Annotated in this window: 19 protein-coding genes and 1 other RNA gene; 3 read left to right on the forward strand and 17 right to left on the reverse strand. The window is 48.8% G+C overall.

Annotated features, from left to right (window positions below; genetic code table 11):
• Nucleotides 1-578: 578 nt before the first annotated feature.
• The 4 genes from dtd to QP860_RS00350 form a co-directional block, all read right to left on the reverse strand.
• A complete protein-coding gene (gene dtd, locus QP860_RS00335) occupies nucleotides 579-1,025 on the reverse strand; it encodes a D-aminoacyl-tRNA deacylase (RefSeq protein WP_070619642.1) in 447 nt (148 codons plus the stop codon).
• Between the two features lie 19 nt (nucleotides 1,026-1,044).
• Nucleotides 1,045-3,273, reverse strand: a complete 2,229-nt coding sequence (locus tag QP860_RS00340) for a RelA/SpoT family protein (protein ID WP_284909959.1) — start codon at nucleotides 3,271-3,273, stop codon at nucleotides 1,045-1,047.
• A gap of 133 nt (nucleotides 3,274-3,406) precedes the next feature.
• A complete protein-coding gene (gene prmA, locus QP860_RS00345; RefSeq protein WP_070619648.1) occupies nucleotides 3,407-4,357 on the reverse strand; it encodes a 50S ribosomal protein L11 methyltransferase in 951 nt (316 codons plus the stop codon).
• On the reverse strand, nucleotides 4,357-4,851 hold the full coding sequence (locus tag QP860_RS00350) for a hypothetical protein (protein WP_070619651.1): 495 nt from the start codon (nucleotides 4,849-4,851) through the stop codon (nucleotides 4,357-4,359). The genes prmA and QP860_RS00350 overlap by 1 nt, the downstream gene beginning before the upstream one ends.
• Before the next feature lie 183 nt (nucleotides 4,852-5,034).
• Between QP860_RS00350 and gpsB the strand changes: the two genes are divergently transcribed.
• From gpsB to QP860_RS00365, 3 genes are all read left to right on the forward strand, one after another.
• Nucleotides 5,035-5,391, forward strand: coding sequence for a cell division regulator GpsB (gene gpsB, locus QP860_RS00355; RefSeq protein ID WP_070619653.1), 357 nt, complete (start codon nucleotides 5,035-5,037; stop codon nucleotides 5,389-5,391).
• 41 nt (nucleotides 5,392-5,432) lie between these two features.
• Nucleotides 5,433-5,782, forward strand: an RNA gene (gene rnpB, locus QP860_RS00360) — RNase P RNA component class B.
• Between the two features lie 146 nt (nucleotides 5,783-5,928).
• Nucleotides 5,929-7,065 carry a THUMP domain-containing class I SAM-dependent RNA methyltransferase gene (locus tag QP860_RS00365; RefSeq protein WP_070619655.1) on the forward strand — a complete coding sequence of 379 codons (1,137 nt, stop codon included), beginning with the start codon at nucleotides 5,929-5,931 and terminating at the stop codon, nucleotides 7,063-7,065.
• Nucleotide 7,066: 1 nt separating this feature from the next.
• Here the strand turns inward: QP860_RS00365 and QP860_RS00370 are convergent, their stop codons facing one another.
• The 13 genes from QP860_RS00370 to QP860_RS00430 all read right to left on the reverse strand — a co-directional run bounded on the left by QP860_RS00370 (nucleotide 7,067) and on the right by QP860_RS00430 (nucleotide 17,323).
• Nucleotides 7,067-7,468 carry a ribonuclease HI family protein gene (locus QP860_RS00370; protein ID WP_284912016.1) on the reverse strand — a complete coding sequence of 134 codons (402 nt, stop codon included), beginning with the start codon at nucleotides 7,466-7,468 and terminating at the stop codon, nucleotides 7,067-7,069.
• Complete coding sequence (locus QP860_RS00375; protein ID WP_070619661.1) at nucleotides 7,469-8,371, reverse strand: hypothetical protein; 903 nt, start codon at nucleotides 8,369-8,371, stop codon at nucleotides 7,469-7,471.
• Between the two features lie 32 nt (nucleotides 8,372-8,403).
• A complete protein-coding gene (gene accA, locus QP860_RS00380) occupies nucleotides 8,404-9,216 on the reverse strand; it encodes a carboxyltransferase subunit alpha (protein WP_070619664.1) in 813 nt (270 codons plus the stop codon).
• 10 nt (nucleotides 9,217-9,226) lie between these two features.
• Nucleotides 9,227-10,090 (reverse strand): acetyl-CoA carboxylase, carboxyltransferase subunit beta, encoded by an 864-nt coding sequence (gene accD / locus QP860_RS00385; protein ID WP_070619667.1) that lies wholly within the window; start codon nucleotides 10,088-10,090, stop codon nucleotides 9,227-9,229.
• A gap of 16 nt (nucleotides 10,091-10,106) precedes the next feature.
• Entirely contained in the window at nucleotides 10,107-11,477 is a 1,371-nt protein-coding gene (accC, locus tag QP860_RS00390) for an acetyl-CoA carboxylase biotin carboxylase subunit (protein WP_070619670.1), read from the reverse strand.
• Between the two features lie 20 nt (nucleotides 11,478-11,497).
• Nucleotides 11,498-11,959, reverse strand: coding sequence for a 3-hydroxyacyl-ACP dehydratase FabZ (gene fabZ / locus QP860_RS00395; protein ID WP_083272359.1), 462 nt, complete (start codon nucleotides 11,957-11,959; stop codon nucleotides 11,498-11,500).
• An 11-nt stretch (nucleotides 11,960-11,970) separates the two neighbouring features.
• Nucleotides 11,971-12,456 carry an acetyl-CoA carboxylase biotin carboxyl carrier protein gene (gene accB / locus QP860_RS00400; protein ID WP_284912017.1) on the reverse strand — a complete coding sequence of 162 codons (486 nt, stop codon included), beginning with the start codon at nucleotides 12,454-12,456 and terminating at the stop codon, nucleotides 11,971-11,973.
• A complete protein-coding gene (gene fabF, locus QP860_RS00405) occupies nucleotides 12,456-13,697 on the reverse strand; it encodes a beta-ketoacyl-ACP synthase II (protein ID WP_070619677.1) in 1,242 nt (413 codons plus the stop codon). The genes accB and fabF overlap by 1 nt, the downstream gene beginning before the upstream one ends.
• Nucleotides 13,698-13,706: 9 nt before the next feature.
• Complete coding sequence (fabG, locus tag QP860_RS00410; protein WP_070619680.1) at nucleotides 13,707-14,438, reverse strand: 3-oxoacyl-[acyl-carrier-protein] reductase; 732 nt, start codon at nucleotides 14,436-14,438, stop codon at nucleotides 13,707-13,709.
• Between the two features lie 4 nt (nucleotides 14,439-14,442).
• A complete protein-coding gene (fabD, locus tag QP860_RS00415; protein WP_070619684.1) occupies nucleotides 14,443-15,378 on the reverse strand; it encodes an ACP S-malonyltransferase in 936 nt (311 codons plus the stop codon).
• Nucleotides 15,379-15,468: 90 nt separating this feature from the next.
• On the reverse strand, nucleotides 15,469-16,422 hold the full coding sequence (fabK, locus tag QP860_RS00420; protein ID WP_070619687.1) for an enoyl-[acyl-carrier-protein] reductase FabK: 954 nt from the start codon (nucleotides 16,420-16,422) through the stop codon (nucleotides 15,469-15,471).
• A 27-nt stretch (nucleotides 16,423-16,449) separates the two neighbouring features.
• Nucleotides 16,450-16,677 carry an acyl carrier protein gene (locus tag QP860_RS00425; RefSeq protein ID WP_067976378.1) on the reverse strand — a complete coding sequence of 76 codons (228 nt, stop codon included), beginning with the start codon at nucleotides 16,675-16,677 and terminating at the stop codon, nucleotides 16,450-16,452.
• Between the two features lie 304 nt (nucleotides 16,678-16,981).
• Nucleotides 16,982-17,323, reverse strand: a complete 342-nt coding sequence (locus tag QP860_RS00430; RefSeq protein ID WP_284878741.1) for a DUF2187 family protein — start codon at nucleotides 17,321-17,323, stop codon at nucleotides 16,982-16,984.
• Nucleotides 17,324-17,335: the final 12 nt, after the last annotated feature.

The following is a 17,335-nucleotide window of genomic DNA, read 5'->3' on the forward strand; positions in this document are numbered from 1 at the left end:
AAGATTCCTGGCCTTTTTTGAAGGGGAATTTTTTGGTTGAGCGCTCTTGCTCTCACCTTTCAGTCGGGTTCGCAAAGGCAGAAAGGGAGCGACTTCATCAAAGTGGAGCGACCGGCTAAAGCCGCTCTTATCCTCTTTGCCTCCAGTCATCCCTATCTAGCCGCCTTTGCTTACACCCTCCAGTTGCGTTCGGTTGCGCAGAAGTGGCTCCCTCACACCCTAGTTGGGCTCAGGCTAGCAGAAATAGCTCCTCTTCACCAAAACCCGTCGAAGGCTTTCATCCTTCTCTGGCTTTTGGCTCCAGAGGTCTATTTCTCCCGCTAGCCTTCACACCCTATCTAGTCGGGTTCGACTTGGCAGGCTTGGAGTGATTTCACAAGTAAGGAACGAACGAATGCTTCGCTCTTATCCTTAATTGCTCCAATCATCCAAGCCAAAACCTCAAGTCTCTCACCCTTATTTAGTCAGGTTCGACTTGGCAGGCTTGGAGTGATTTCACAAGTAAGGAACGAGCGAATGCTTCGCTCTTATCCTTAATTGCTCCAATCATCCAAGCCTAACCCCCAAGTCTCTCACCCTTATTCTTCAGAGTCTAAGATAATAGTTACTGGGCCATCGTTGGTTAGGCTAACTTGCATGTCAGCACCGAACTGGCCTTCTTCGACGTCAAGATCATAGGCTTCGCGTAGTTTTTGATTGAGCGCCAGGTAGATTTTTTCACCGTGGTCGGGATGGGCGGCGTCTACAAAGGAAGGTCGGTTGCCCTTGCGTGTCCGGGCATAGAGGGTGAACTGGGAGATGGAAAGGATCTTGCCGCCTACCTGGTTAATGTCCAGGTTGAGTTTGCCCTCTTCATCAGCAAAAATTCGCATTTTGGCAATTTTTCTTGCCATATAGTCCACCGTTTCCTCGTTGTCGTCATCATGGACACCTACTAGGAGCATGAAACCTTCTTGAATAGCGCCCAAAGTCTGGTCGTCAACACTTACAGATGCTTGGCTAACACGTTGAATAATTACTCGCACAGTCACTCTTCCTTTCTTTTTACTGGGTGGAGGCCCGCTCCACCACATAGACGTCAGGGATATCCTTCACCTTATCAATGATCTTATCCAACTGGTCAATGTTTTGGATAGCCAGGCGGAGGCGTATCTTGGCCATGTTGGTCTTGTGGTCAACATTCCCGTTAATGTTAGAGATCGACTTGGTCAAGGGACTGACCACCTGGATGATTTCATTCAAGAGCCCACTCCGTTCAAAGGCTTCGATCACCAGTTCCACCTCAAAGCTGATATCCGCATCATCCTGGGTATTCTCCCACTCAACTTCAATCAGGCGATCAGAAAGTTCATCATCCAAATCGACATTCTTACAATCGCGGCGGTGGACAGAAATCCCCCGTCCCTTGGTAATATAACCGACAATATCATCCCCAGGCACCGGTGTACAGCAGTGGGCCAGGCGGAAGAGCAGGTTGTCAGCCCCCTCCACGAAGACGCCATCATTATGGCGGACAGTCATGGCGGGCTTGCGGTCCTTCTCCTCTTCATCGTGGATAACTTCTTCCAGATCCTTCTTATGCAATTCCTCCCGGCGTTTAGCCCGAGCCTTTTCTGTCAGGCGGTTGGCCACGGCCGAAGCCGACAGTTCACCAAAACCAACTGCTGCAAAGAGGTCATCTAAGGAAGAGAAGTTAAAGCGTTCCAAAAGATCAGCCTGCCTGGTCTTGGTATAGAGGTCCTTGAAGGCAAAGCCGCTCTCATTGACCGCATCTTCGACTGCTTGTCGTCCCTTTTCCAGGTTCTCTTCCCGGTCTAAGAGCTTGAAGAAACGCTTAATCTTGTTCTTGGCCCGGTTGGTTGCCACTAGGTTGACCCAGTCTCGACTAGGGCCGGCGGAATTCTTCGAGGTTAGGATTTCCACAATATCGCCATTCTCTAACTTATAGTTAAGCGGGACAATTTTAGAATTGACCTTAGCTCCGATCGTTTTATTCCCTACCTCTGTGTGGATCTGGTAGGCAAAGTCCAGCGGTCCTGCCCCTGATGGTAACTCCTGGACGTCGCCTTGGGGGGTGAAGACGTAAACCTTGTCCTTGAAAATGTCTTCCTTGACGCTTTCTACAAAGTTTTCTGCGTCAACCGAATCATCTTGGAGGTCTTGGATTTGTTGGAACCAGGCGATCTGGTCATCTAAGTCATCCTTTTCTACTTCACCGGTAACGCCCTTCTTATAGGCCCAGTGCGCAGCAACCCCGTATTCGGCAACTTCATGCATCTGGTAGGTGCGGATCTGAATTTCAACCGGGACTCCCTTATCCCCTAATACCGTGGTATGGAGGGACTGGTACATGTTGGCCTTGGGCATGGCGATATAGTCCTTGAAGCGGTTAGGAAGGGGCTTCCAGTTAGTGTGGACAACTCCCAGGACGGCATAACAATCCTTGACCGTGTCGACCAGAACCCGGATAGCTAGGAGGTCGTAAATTTCCGAGAACTCCTTCTTCTGCTTCTTCATCTTCCGGTAGATGGAATAGATGTGCTTGGGCCTCCCATAGATTTCGAAGGGCTCTGCAATGACGCCCTCCATCTGAGCTTGGAGTTTTTCAATGGTTTCATTGATGTAGTTCTCCCGCTCATCCCGCTTGGCATTCATCAGATGAACAATTTGATAGTAGGCTTCGGGATTAATATAACGCAGGCAGGTATCTTCTAATTCCCACTTGATCTGGCTCATCCCCAAGCGGTCAGCCAGCGGGGCATAGATCTCCAGCGTTTCTCTAGAGATACTGACCTGCTTTTCGGGTTTATGCCACTTAAGGGTCCGCATATTGTGGAGGCGGTCAGCTAATTTTACCATAATTACGCGGAGGTCATTGGCCATGGCGAGGAGCATTTTTTGGTGGTTTTCCGCCTGCTGCTGCTCCTGGGACCGGTATTTCAGCTTCCCTAATTTGGTTACCCCGTCCACCAGAGTCGCCACTGTATCGGAGAAGAAATAAGCAATATCATCCAAGGAAATGCCCGTGTCTTCCACCACATCGTGGAGAAAACCGGTCGCCACCGTGTCAGGATCCATGTGAAGCTCCGCTAGAATCGAAGCCACCTGGATAGGATGGGTAAAGTAAGGCTCTCCCGATTTGCGAACTTGGTCACGATGGGCCCGCTCAGCAAAATCAGCCGCCTTAGAGACAAAGGCCAGCTTATCTTCTGGCATATAGGACTTGCAGAGGTCCAATACTTCTTCTTTAGTATAATTTTGTTTTTCAGACATCAAACCTACCCCTTTCTAATTACATCTCAATACCGCGGACAGTCTTAGGTAAGCTATGGCAGTTTAGATGTCTTTTGATGAATGGTTTAACTCATATTTTACCATATCTGAGAGGATAATGAGAAGTATTCCTTTAAATGGAATCCTTAGTCGCTTCCGCTCGGCCCTTAACGGCATAGATACCAAACCAGTCGCCCCGGCGGACGATCTCTTCGATACGGAAATCTGCTTGGATCAAGGCCGCCTTGATTGCTTCAAATTCCTTATAGTAGATGCCCGAGAGGATGAACTTCCCTTGAGGCTCAAGGCAGTCATAGGCTTGGGGGATGAGCGGGATCAAAATATCAGCCAAGATATTAGCCGTAATCAGGTCGACGGGGTCAGAAATCCTGCTTAGCTTATCATTAGCCCGAGCCGAGCACCGGTCAGCCACCTGGTTGACTTCAAAATTTTTCTGGGCAATGGGAATGACTTGCTCATCATAGTCAAAAGCCTGGACGGACTGGGCCCCCAGCTTAGCTGCTGCAATAGCAAGGATCCCTGAACCGGTGCCCACATCATAGACCCGGTCCTCCGGTTCGAGATAGCTTTCCAGAAGTTGGAGGGAGAGCTGGGTAGTGGCATGGTCCCCGGTCCCAAAGGCCATTTCAGGGTCCATATAGATAGGAATCAGGACCTGGGTCTCTTCTTCTTGCCAAGAAGGAATAATATGAATAAAACGACTGATCACTATGGGCTGGTAGTAACGCTTCCACTCTTCCTCCCAGTTGGTCTCCGCCAATTGACCAATCGCGATTTCTTCTTCGCTATAGACTGGGTCTAAATCCCTCAAAGCTGCTAAAAGAGCCTGAGCCAGGTCTTCCTTGGACCAAGCCGTATCAGAAAAATAGCCCACCACCTGGGGAAAGCGCGGATAAGCCTGGCGCTTGGCCTCTAACTTAACCACTGATCCTTCCTCTTCCAGCGCATCAAAATCCTTGACATCTTGGATCACAGCCCCCTGTGACCCCAATGCCAACAAGCTGTCTGACACCTGGTCGGAATCTCCGTATTTGACGTCGATTGTCACCTCATAGAATCCCATTAATATACCTCCAATGAATAGCGTTCTTTGTTTCCATAACGGTTGACTGCCTGACGCTGGGCAACATCTTGACTCACTGCCTCATGAGGCCAAGTCAAATCGAGCGTCTCCCGCTTACCCCGGTCCAGTTCGCGCAACTGTTGGTCAGCTTGGCGGAGGGTGTAGCGCATCCATTTGAGAAGAACCTGGACATAGTCGCCCGTATAAGTCCCATTGCCTAGGTTAGGTGCCAGGATAAAAATCCCAGGCTGCAAGCTAATATCTTTGCTATAATAGCCGAAACGAAAGGTTAAACTCAAATAAGCAAATTGATTGCTTTGCTTATTTAAGGCGTCTCGCATCATATGATCGGAAGCCAGCTCCTGCCGACTGGGCAGGTGAACTTGGAGAATAATCCCTGTACTCCTCTCATCATAGGTTAATTGCCAGGGAAACTGGAAGCGTAAACCCTGCCACTCCTGGTATAGGTATTCAAATAAGCTCTTTTCGGTCATCTGTCCACACTCCTTTTGGTCATTGCTTGCCCTATCTTGGGGCCTTCACTTCTCTCTATTATAGCTTATCCATCCTTGTTCTCCTAATTTATTAAAAGTTCTCTAAAGCCCTCTTTTCACTGACCTTGACCAAAGAAGATATGCTATACTATTGGAAGACAGTGTTAAAAATGGGGTGTAAGGATGTCCGAACGTAATCTGACAACAAAAGATATTTTACAAAAAGAATTTAAACCAGCCATCCGCGGCTTTAACATGCAAGAAGTGGATGAATTTCTAGATATCATCATGCGGGACTATGAGTCCTATGAAAAAGAAATTGCCTACTTACAAGCCGAACTGGAGAAAGCCAAGCGGCAGACTGGCGAAGATAAGAGTCGGCAAAGCCGATCCAAAGCTAGCGGAACTAACAAAACCGGTGCAACCACCAATTATGATATTCTCCGCCGCCTATCCAAATTAGAGAAGGCGGTCTTTGGTTCCCAAAGCTATGACGAAGAAGACCATATGGACGATACCATTATTCGCCAAAATTATTAGCATTTTACGCCGACTTGCGTTATAATGAGTTATCATATGTAAATTTCGGGTAATCGCGGGTAGTCATACCTGAGGAAAGTCCATGCTCACACTGACTGAGAGGTCAGTAGTGTTCGTGCTTAGCGAAAACATAAGCTAAGGCATAGACGGCGGGAAAAACGGCTTCAGCCCTAGGGCTATGCCCCAGTATCCCTGAAAAGTGCCACAGTGACGAAGTTAGTTGGGAAACCAGCTAAGTGGAACGAGGTAAACCCCTCGAGTGAGCAACCCAAATTCGGTAGGGGCACTTGGCAAGCAGAAATGAATGTGAGCCGAGGCAGCAATGCAGATAGATGATTACCGAACTTGCAAACAACCTGGGATGCAAGGGAACAGAACATGGCTTATAGAAATTTACATCAGGTTTGTAAAGAATCCAAGCTTGTGTGGTCTATCCCCAGGCTTGGATTTTTTATATTTTTATCGATTATTTTTTTGTGTTGGTAACTAGACATTGATTACCAGCACAGTATGTTAAAAAATTATAAGGAGGATTCCATGAAGACGTATCAGTTAATGGCCAGCTGCGCGAGCGGGATCGAGGCCCTGGTGAAGAATGAATTAAAGGCCCTGGGCTATGACTGCCAGGTCGAGAACGGCCGGGTCCGCTTTGAAGGGGCTCCCCAGGACGTTGCCCGGACCAATATCCAATTGCGGACAGCTGACCGGGTTAAAATTATCGTCGGTGAATTTGAAGCCAAAACTTTCGAGGCTCTCTTCGACCAAGTCAAGGCCCTCAATTGGTCGGATCTCCTGCCCTTCGACGCCAATTTCCCTGTCTCAGGCAAGTCCGTCAAGTCCCAGCTCCATTCGGTTCCCACCTGCCAGAAGATGGTTAAAAAAGCTATTGTGGACCACTTAAAAGAGGCTTATTTCCGGCGCGGACAGCTGCCTGAAACCGGTGCCCGCTACCCCATTGAGATCAGCATCCACAAAGACCAGGCCCTCCTAACCCTGGATACGACGGGAGATAGCTTGTTTAAGCGGGGTTACCGCCAGGTTAAAGGGGGCGCACCACTCAAGGAAAACTTTGCAGCTTCCTTGGTTAAACTAACGACCTGGTTCCCCGACCGGCCCTTGGTAGACCCTACCTGTGGCTCAGGGACCATCGCCATTGAAGCCGCCCTGATTGGGATGAATATTGCTCCCGGTATGCACCGGCACTTTGTCTGCGAGGACTGGGATATCTTCCGAGACCAGGAATTCGACAAGGAGCGGGCTGCTGCTAAGGCGGCCATTGACCATAACATCCAATTGGACATCCAGGCTTCGGATATTGACCACCGCATGGTTGAAATTGCCAAGGCCAATGCCCAAGCGGCAGGAGTTGACCATCAAATTACCTTTAAGCAGATGCAAGTAGCTGACTTTACAACGAATAAAGACTTCGGCATTATGATCAGCAACCCGCCTTATGGGGAACGTCTCAACGACGAAGACAGTGTCCACCAACTCTACCAGGAGATGGGCGAGGTTTTCCGGCCCCTAGAGACCTGGAGCAAGTATATCCTGACTTCAGACTTGGCCTTTGAGGACTATTACGGTGACAAGGCCACCAAGAAGCGCAAACTCTACAACGGCGCTTTGCGGACCGACTTCTTCCAATTCTGGGGAAAGAAGAAGAAAGCGCATTAAGCTAAAGCGAGGCCTGGCGCATGGCCTGCTTGGCGAGCTGGTCAGCCCCCCGGTTGTCAGCTTCCGGTACCCAGTTCAAATGAAATTGAGGAAATTTAGCAAGAGCAAGTAAGATAGCCTGGATGGCCTGGCTATAGGGACTGTTCTTGCTTTTTTTCTTGCGTATGGCGTCATAAACGGCCCGACTATCCGTTTGACAAATGATCAGGTCATCTGTACGTCCTTGGTCTTCGAGTAGCTCTAAAGCGATTTTAAGGGCAGAGAATTCAGCTAAGTGGTTGTCCGTTTTTTGAGGCAGAGAGAATTTGAGGGGGTATTGCTTGCCCCCTTCCAGCCAGAGAATCCCGACCCCCGCCCGGCCGTCCTTAACATTGACCGAAGCATCGATGGCGAGACGTATCACCTAGATCACCCCTTTCATGATTTTTCTAAGTAAGCGGTAAGTGTCGTCTTCTGGATCAGCTGTCGCTAGAGCAGTCAATAAGTCAGCGGGTGACTGGTCGAGCTCTTCTTCGAAGGGATAGACTAAGCCCGTCAGAAGTACCCACTCCTCCTCCAGATAGGCCTTAACCAAGGGCTCCTTAAAGAAACAAGCCTCCAAGTAGTCTTGACCAGCCTGGAAGAAAGACCGGTCCTGGGGCTGGTCTAAAGTAGCTAAATGGAGCTCATGGCACTTCCCTAACGGTCCCTCTAGAACTAAGTGGCCTTGGTCTCCAGCCTCCAACAAGCGCGCCAGGAAATCCGTCCGTACCAGACTAGGTCCAGGATGTCTAGTCAGATAGGCTCGGATGAAAGTTTGAACCTGGTCAGCTGCTAAGCTGTCTAAGACCTGGTAGCAGGCCATAGCCTGGCTCGGATCCGAGGCCAAGTCGCTATCTAAGTAAGCGGTCAGAGCCATTTGACTAGCAGCCGCTTCTTTAGCAGCTATTTGATCGGGATAGAAGATAAAATCGATCCAATCCTGATCGACAGCTGGTCCCTGACGCACAAAAAGCCCCAACTCTGAAAACTCTTTCAAAGTACTTGGGGCTGTCTGAGCCAGTAGGGACATGGCACTTTCATATAAGAGGAGGGCTCGGTCTTGGTCAAGCTCCTCTAAAACTTGCTGGGTCAAGGCCAGAGCTAGGTCAGCCTGGTCCTGGTCCAGCAATACCTGGAGTAAGTCCAGGAAAAACTTGGAAAAATTTCCAGCCAGTTGCTGAGCTTGGCGGATAGCTGCCAGGCCCTGACTGAGACCCCCTGCTGTCTTAAGAGCTAGGGCTTCCTCGATCAGGGTCCGGCATTCAGCATTTCTTTCCATAGACATGGCACATGCCTCCCTTTGTTGTCACATTCTCCTTAAAATTGACGAAAACGCGCTTCGCGAGCTAGGCGGATGGCTTCAGCTGACTTGCCATCCCAGTCCTCTAATTCCTTGATGAGCATGGTTTTGATATTGTCAGCTAAGTGTTCCTTGATGATCGCCTCTCCCCGCTGGCGGACGGGAATAATTTCATCCACTACCCCCAATTCATAGAGGTCTTTAGCGGTGAACTTCATCAGTTCCGCTGCCTCATTGGCCCGGTTAACATCTTTCCACAGAATGGTCGCAAAGCCTTCTGGGGAAAGAATGGAATACATGGCGTCTTCTAGGATCCAAACCCGGTTGGTCACTGCCAGGGCTAGGGCCCCACCGCTCCCTCCTTCACCAATTAAGACGGAGATATTAGGAGCAGATAAACGACCGAAAGCCTGCATGGACCGGGCAATCGCTTCACCAACCCCCCGGTCTTCCGCTTCCATATCGCAAAAAGCACCAGAAGTATTGATAAAGCTAATGACCGGACGCTTAAATTTATCGGCTTGTTCCACTAGGCGGATGGCCTTGCGGTAACCCTCCGCATGGGGAGAACCAAAGTTCCGTTCCACATTTTCTTTAGTGGTGTGACCCTTTTCTGTCCCGATAATGGTCACTGGCCGGCCATCTAAACGACCCACCCCACCATAAATCGCGGCATCGTCCCCATAGGCCCGGTCGCCGTGGAATTCATAGAAATCGTCACAGATGTAATTGGCCAATTCCGAAGTGGTCAAGCGTTGGGTATCCCGAGCAGCTTTAACGACCTCACTCGGATGGAGAGAAGGTCGTTTTTTTGAATGACTTTCTAGCATAATACACTCCTTAAGCTTGGCAATGGATGGACAGCAAGGCAGATAGTTCTTCTCTTAATTGCTGGCGGGGGATGATTCGGTCAACGAAACCATGGGCCAGTTGGTGCTCAGCACTCTGGAAGCTGTCAGGCACGGCCTGGTGGATAGTTTGTTCGATCACCCGTTTGCCGGCAAAGCCAATTAAAGCACCAGGTTCAGCACAGATAATATCAGCCTGCATGGCAAAACTAGCTGTTACCCCGCCCGTTGTTGGATCAGTCAAAACGGCCAGGTAGAGGAGACCGGCCTCACTGTGTCGTTCCACAGCCAGCGAAATCTTGGCCATCTGCATGAGGGAAACAATCCCTTCTTGCATCCGAGCCCCCCCACTCGCTGTAAAGACCACAACTGGTAGGCTTTCTTTAAGGGCTAACTCGAAGAGGGAGGTTAACTTCTCCCCCACCCGGGCGCCCATGGACCCCATCATGAAGAAAGGATTCATACAGGCAAAGGCAAGTTCCTGTCCATTGAGCTTACCAAGGCCCGTGGTGATGGCTTCATCCGTCTGAGCCCGGTCTTGGGCCTTGGCGCGCTTCTCCTCATAACCTGGAAAGTCCAGGGGATTGGCATGACCCCCATCTTCAAAAAGAGGCTCAAAAGAATCTGGATCCAAGATCAAACGAATCCGTTCCTGGGCTGAAATCCGGAAATGATAGTCACAGTTGCTGCAGACATAGGCCGGTTTCATATCCTGGGTCAGGATAGTTTGCTGGCACTGGGGACACTTCTGCCACATGCCGTCAGGAATATAGGGCTTGTGGTTGGGATCAACAACGTCCACTTGACTAGACTGGGGCACATGAATATAAGATTTCTTTTTCCGCTTGAAAGCCATCAGCTCAGCTCCCTTCTCAGTTTGATTGTTCGGCTAGCCAGGCAGGTAAGAGGCTGGCTTCCAGGTGGTCATTACTATAGTCACCGGAAAGGAAACCGTCATCCTCTAGAATGGCCTGGAGAAGGGCCTGGTTGGAGGCAATGCCTTCAATCCGCAACTCTCCTAGGGCCCGCTTCATCCGTTGCACGGCTTCTTCTCGATCCGCTCCGTAAGCAATCAATTTAGCAAACATATTATCATAGTATGGCGGCATTTGATAGCCATTATAAACACTTGATTCTAGTCGCAAGCCCAAATTACCTGCCGGAAAATGAATAAAGTCAAAGGATCCGGTCGAAGGATAGAAGTGGTCTTCTGGCCGCTCCGCATTCAAGCGGACCTCAATGGCATGCCCTTCAAAGTGAATATCCTCCTGGTCCAAGCTTAGGGGTTGACCAGCCGCAATTTCAATTTGCTTTTTGACCAAGTCGACGCCGGTAATCATTTCCGTGATTGGATGTTCCACCTGGATCCGGGTATTCATCTCCATAAAATAAAAGTTCTGGTCATAGTCTACCAGGAATTCAATGGTGCCCGCCCCCGTGTAATTGACTTCTTCACCAGCTTTAACAGCTGCTGCACAGATCTTTTCGCGCGTTGTTTGGCTAATAAAGGGACTTGGACTCTCTTCGAGTACTTTTTGGTGGTTGCGCTGGAGGGAGCATTCCCGCTCCCCTAGATGGACCACCTTACCATAGTTATCACCGAGGATTTGAACTTCAATGTGGTGGGCAGGATGGATGACCTTCTCCATGTAGAGCTGGTCATTCTGGAAGTTCTGCTGGGCTTCCAAGCGGGCCTCATCGAAGGCCGCCTGCAAATGACTAGCCTGGTTAACCAGGCGCATGCCCTTGCCCCCGCCCCCAGCCGTTGCCTTGAAGAGAACAGGATAACCGACTTCTTCAGCAATGGCTTGGGCTTCCTCAGCACTACGAACAAAGTCTTCACTCCCCGGAATAACCGGCACCTTAGCGGCCTTCATGGTATCCCGGGCATGTTGCTTATCCCCCATCTGGTCAATCACATCCGCTTCCGGTCCGATAAAGACAATATTCATCTCCCGGCAGAGGCGGGCAAATTTACTGTTTTCTGATAAGAAGCCAAAACCGGGATGGATGGCCTGGGCCCCAGTAACGACAGCTGCGCTGAGGATAGAGGGCATGTTTAAATAGGAGTCCGCTGCGGACGCTTTCCCAATACAGACTGCCTCATCAGCTAAGGAGACATGCATTGCATCGGCATCCGCTTCGGAGTATACAGCCACTGTTTGGATGCCCATCTCCTTACAAGTTCGAATGATTCGAACGGCGATTTCGCCACGGTTGGCAATAAGTATTTTCTTAAACATTTGACCACTTTCTTTATTACTTAAATATCGCGTTCAACATCTGATACGGCGAAAGTCATTTGGCATTCACTGCATAGAACGCCATCTTCACGGTGAATGGTAGCCTTAGCCAAGCCAATATTCCGCTTAATCTTTAAGATATCAACGGTTACGGTAAGGACATCGCCTGGCACAACCTTCTGGCGGAATTTAACCTTATCCACTCCTGCTAAATATCCGGTCCGCTTGGTGAGGCCATCCGTCATCAAGAGTGGAATCGAACCAGCCTGGGCCATGGTTTCAATTTGAAGGACGCCTGGCATGACTGGTTCACCTGGGAAGTGGCCGACAAAATAAGGCTCGTTAATGGTCACGTTCTTGCGTGCCACCACGCGTTTGCCAACCTCTAATTCCGTTACCCGGTCAATAAAACAAATTGGATAGCGGTTAGGAATGATGTCCATAATCTCTTGGGCATCTAAGATAATTTCATTATTTTCCACACGATCTCTCCTTAACTAATCTCAAATAGAGGCTGGCCGTATTCAACGACTTCACCGTCCTTGACTAAAATCTGACTGATGGTCCCTGAGCATTCAGCTGGGATTTCATTCATAATCTTCATGGCTTCAACGATACATACCGTTTCCCCCGCCTGGATGGTCTGACCCAAGCTCACATAAGGGTCACGGTCAGGACCTGGCGCTAGGTAGACCACACCCACAATAGGACTGGTCACAACTTGGCCAGAGAAGCTTTCTTCTTCCTTGGTCGCTTCTTCTGCCGCTGGGTCAGGAGCAGACGTTGCCTCAGCTTGACCTGCCTTTTCAGCAGCCAAGACGTCGACAGAACTGGCCGCTTGGTCTATGCCCTTAGCATTGAGGGCATCGGTTTCCAACTTGGACATGACAATCTCTAAGTCTTCATTCTTGAAGACAAATTGCTGTAAACTGGATGCATCTACGGCTTGGATAAGCGCCTTAATTTCTTTTGTTTCCATTAGTCTTGAGTCACCTTCTTAAAGCAAATCACCGTATTGTGGCCACCGAAACCAAGGGCATTAGAAACTAAAGCATCAATTTGGCGGTCTTCCCCTTGGCCAGTTACCAGGTGGAGGTCACAGTCTTCATCTGGCACTTGGTAGCCTACCATGCCTGGGATAAAGCTTTCTTCCATAGCTTTAATACTAGCAATCGCTTCAACGGCACCCGCAGCGCCCAAGAGATGGCCGACTGCCGCCTTGGTTGAGCTCACTGCGACGTCTTGACTATAATCGCCAAAAGCCGTTTTGATGACATGGCTTTCTACTCGGTCATTAGTTGGGGTAGAGGTTCCGTGGGCGTTGACATATTGCACATCGTCTTGGCCGAGGCCAGCTTCATTTAGAGCAAGTTCAATAGCCTTGACAGCTTCTTGGCCTTCTGCATGAGGAGCTGTCAGGTGGTAGGCGTCGGAAGTTGCTCCGTAGCCAGCCACTTCAGCGTAAATCTTAGCACCCCGGGCTTGGGCAGATTCTAAGCTTTCAAGAAGCAAGATGCCAGCTCCTTCGCCCATAATGAAGCCTGCCCGTTCCTTATCGAAGGGAATGGAGGCACGGTCAGGGTCAGAAGTGGTGTTCATCGCGGTGAGGTTTTCAAAGCCGGACATAGCAATCTCACAGATGGATGATTCCCCCCCACCAGCTAACATATAGTCGGCATAACCGTGCTTGATATAGCGGAAGGCTTCACCAATGGCATTATTAGCTGAAGCACAGGCTGTTGAGACGGTTTGGGCTGGGCCATGGATTCCAAAATGCATGGAGATATTGGCCCCACCCATGTTGGAGATGGCTATCGGAACGAATAAAGGATTCACCCGTTTTGGGCCCTTAGCAATCATCTTGCGGATCCCTGATTCCATTTCTTGAACCCCACCAATACCGGTCCCAAAATAAATACCCACCCGGTCGCGGTCCACTTGGTCAAGGTCTAAGCCTGCGTCTTTGAGAGCTTCGCTTGATGCTGCAATGGCGTATTGGGCGTATGGCTCCATCCGTTTGGCTGACTTGCGATCCATATAATTCTTAGGGTCGAAGTCTTTGACTTCAGCTACTAACTGGGTATCCAGGCCGCTAGCATCGAACTTGGTAATCGGTCCAATACCGTGCTTGCCTGCTTTTAAATTGGTCCAAAATTCATCGACTGAATTTCCTAAGGGGGTCACAGCCCCTAGACCTGTCACTACAACTCTTCTCGTCATAAGAACCTCCTAGTTCATATTGAGACCACCGTTGATTTCAAGGGTGGTACCAGTAATATACTTGTTATTTGCTAGGAATAAGATCGCTTCTGCTACTTCCTCTTGTTCGCCGAAGCGCTTGAGCGGGATTTCATCTAGCATGGCTTCTTTTGTTTTGTCTGATAATTTATCGGTCATGTCGCTGGAAATGAAGCCAGGTGCCACGGCATTGACGGTGATGTGACGACTGGCTAGCTCGCGGGCTGCCGACCGGGTCAAACCGATCAAAGCAGCCTTGGAAGCCGAGTAATTAGCCTGGCCGACATTTCCAATAATGCCGGATAAACTCGATACATTTATGATAGCACCTCTACGTTGTTTTAGCATTATTTTTGACACATGACGGATCAAATTAAAGCTTCCCTTAAGGTTCACGTCAATGACTTGGTCGAAGTCTTCTTCAGACATCCGAATCAAGAGGCTATCCTTGGTAATCCCGGCATTGTTGACTAGGACATCCACTCGACCGAAGTCCTTGTGAATGGCTTTCACCACCTGGCTGGTCAAGTCAAAGTCTGAAACATCAGCCAGGTACTCTCTTACTTCTACCCCATAGTCCCGGATGGCTTCCAAGACCGATTCATCCGCTTGGGACCGGTTGACCATGGCAATGTGGTAGCCGGCCTTGGCAAAGGCGAGCGCCGTCGCGGTGCCGATGCCGCGGTTAGCACCTGTAATAATAAGTGTTTCTTCTTTAGACATATGCTTATTCTCCTGCTAATTCATTAATGGTTTTCTGTAAGTTATCGAGGTCGCCTATCCGGTAGCAAGCTACTGACCGGTCGATCTGCTTCATAAAGGAAGACAGGGTCTTGCCTGGACCGATTTCAATAAAACAATCCACGCCTTGGTCTAAGAGATAACGGATCGAATCCTCCCAGCGAACGGGACAGTACATCTGCTTGGCCAAGTTTTCTTTTAAATGCGCCATATCATGGGGTTGAGCTGTGGTATTAGAAATGACGGGATACTGCATGTGGTCAAAATCAACCGCCTCCAAAGCCTGCTTAAAATCCTCACTAGCAGGCTCCATCAAGGCCGTATGGAAGGGCCCAGAGACCTTGAGAGGGATTAGCTTCTTGCTCCCAGCAGCCTTGAGTTTCTCACAGGCTAGGTCAACTGGCTCTTCATACCCCCCAATGACCACTTGCTTAGAGGTATTGTAGTTAGCGGGGGCCACATAGGCGTCATTTTCTTCGCGGGCTTCTTGGCAGGCCGCTTCAATGGTCTCGCGGGGAGTGTTCATCACAGCCACCATTTTCCCTAAGCCGGAAGGTACAGCTTCGGCCATAATCTTGCCTCGCTGGCGGATTAAGTCCAAGCAAGAGGCATAAGACAAGGCGCCTGCATCCATCAGAGCCGCATATTCACCAAGGCTAAGCCCCAGACTATAGTCCGCCTGAATCCCCGCTTCATGGAGGACCCGGGTCAGCATAGCCTCAATCGTAATCAAGGCAGGCTGCGTATATTCGGTCTCATGGATCTTCTCATCGTCCTCAAAGCAGATTGCTTTCATATCATAGGATGTGACTGCGCTCGCTTCCTCAAAAAACGTCTCCAAGTGAGGATAGTGGGCTAAGATATCCTGCCCCATCCCCTTAAACTGAGCACCCTGGCCACTGTACATGAAGGCAATTGACATGGAATCCCTCTTTCTTTCCTTATTGTTTATTATTTATAGTTAAAATAAAAACAGTGAAAGCAATAAAAAAGTTAGCCCTCACTGTCCGTCTTAATTCATACTGGCATGCTGCTGAATCAGCTCGCGACATTCTTGCATGTAGGACTGAATAATTTCTTCACAGGCCTCTTCTTGGTGAATGAGTCCGGCAATCTGACCGGCCATTAATGAACTATTATCCACATCCCCATCAACAACCGCTCGTTTTAAGGCCCCTTTGGCTAAAGCTTCTAGCTTGGTCCAATCAGGTTGGTCCTTGGCCGCTTCTTCATGTTCCAGCTTAAGATATTTCTTCGTCAGTTTATTACGTAAAACACGGACTGGATGGCCAGTCGATTCGCCTGTAATCACTGTATCAATATCCTTGGCATTGATAATTTTTTTCTTGAAATTAGGATGGGCATTCGATTCCTTGGCGACCACAAAACGGGTACCCACTTGAATCCCTGAAGCACCCAGCATCAATGCAGCTGCCATGCCCCGGCCGTCACCAATCCCACCGGCTGCAATGACCGGAATATCGACGGCATCAACTACTTGTGGAACCAAGGCCATGGTGGTTAATTTACCAATATGACCACCGGACTCCATACCTTCCACAATCAGAGCGTCAACCCCCTCACGGGCCATGCGCTTAGCAAGGGCAACGGAAGCAACAACGGGAATCACCTTAATACCGGCTGCCTTGAAACGTTTCATGTACTTGCCTGGTGAACCCGCACCGGTTGTGACAATCTTTACGCCAGATTGGCAAAGATAGTCAACCAAGTCATCCACATGGGCATTGAGTAACATGACATTAACCGCAAATGGCTTGTCCGTTAAGGCCTGCATCTTCTCGACTTTTTCTTGGACGAGTTCAACAGGATCATGTCCCGTCCCAATCACACCTAAAGCTCCGGCATTAGAGACAGCAGATGCAAGGTCTGCATCTGCCACCCATGCCATGGCGCCTTGGACGATTGGGTAAGTGACACCCATTTCTTTCCATAAATCAGTTTTCATTAAGCGCCTACTCTCTTAACTGTCGGCTTATTGGTTGTTGTCAACAAAGTCAACGAGGTCTTGAACAGTCGCAATGTTAGTTTCATCTTCATCGATAGTAACATCGAATTCGTCTTCGATTTCATTGATAATTTGGAAGATGTCTAAGCTATCTGCATCTAAACCGTCTTGGATATTAGTGTCAGCCTTTACTTCTTCTGCCTCAACGTCTAATTGGTCAACGATAATTTCTTGGATTTTTTCAAATGTTGTCATTATTCTGTCTCCTTTATTTTATAAGAAAATTTTTACCACTCATTGAATGGATCGATTAGAGCTATCTTAAACTAAGTCCATGGACTTGTCAATTTAAGTCAGCTAGACTTAAAGAATTTTTTAAAGCCGTCATAGCTCTTCAAATTCTCAACAAAAAGTATGATAACTTATTGTTTTTAATTTGTCAAATTATAATATACTTTATTTAGATAAATTAAAAGTGCAACAAAAGACTTCCCCCCAGCCTTCCCTGAAAAAAACAGTGGGACAGCCAGGACGGCTTAACTTTTGTCGCACAGGTCGATTATTGGTAAATATTTACAAATTCATCAATATCTTTGAAGTTAACAATAGTTCGCTCTTCGCAAATATCTAGCATCTTCTCATTGGAATAATCCCAATAAATACGGACCACGGCTGAATTGGTGAGCAATTTTTCGATGATTCCGGTCATATCGCAGTCTCTAAATTGAAATTTTATTTCATCTCCAACATCAGGACGAACCGATTTCTTTACCTGATCAATAACAGCGCAGGCTTCTTCATAGGAAAGGTCAATCAAATTCGCAATCCGAGATTTGCTTGTTCCCCTTCTTAGCTCCGTTTCAACCAACGCTTGAACTTCAGGAGTCAGCTTAATTTTCATACTTACGCCTCT

The organism is Aerococcus sp. UMB1112A (assembly GCF_030230715.1).
Lineage (GTDB): Bacteria > Bacillota > Bacilli > Lactobacillales > Aerococcaceae > Aerococcus.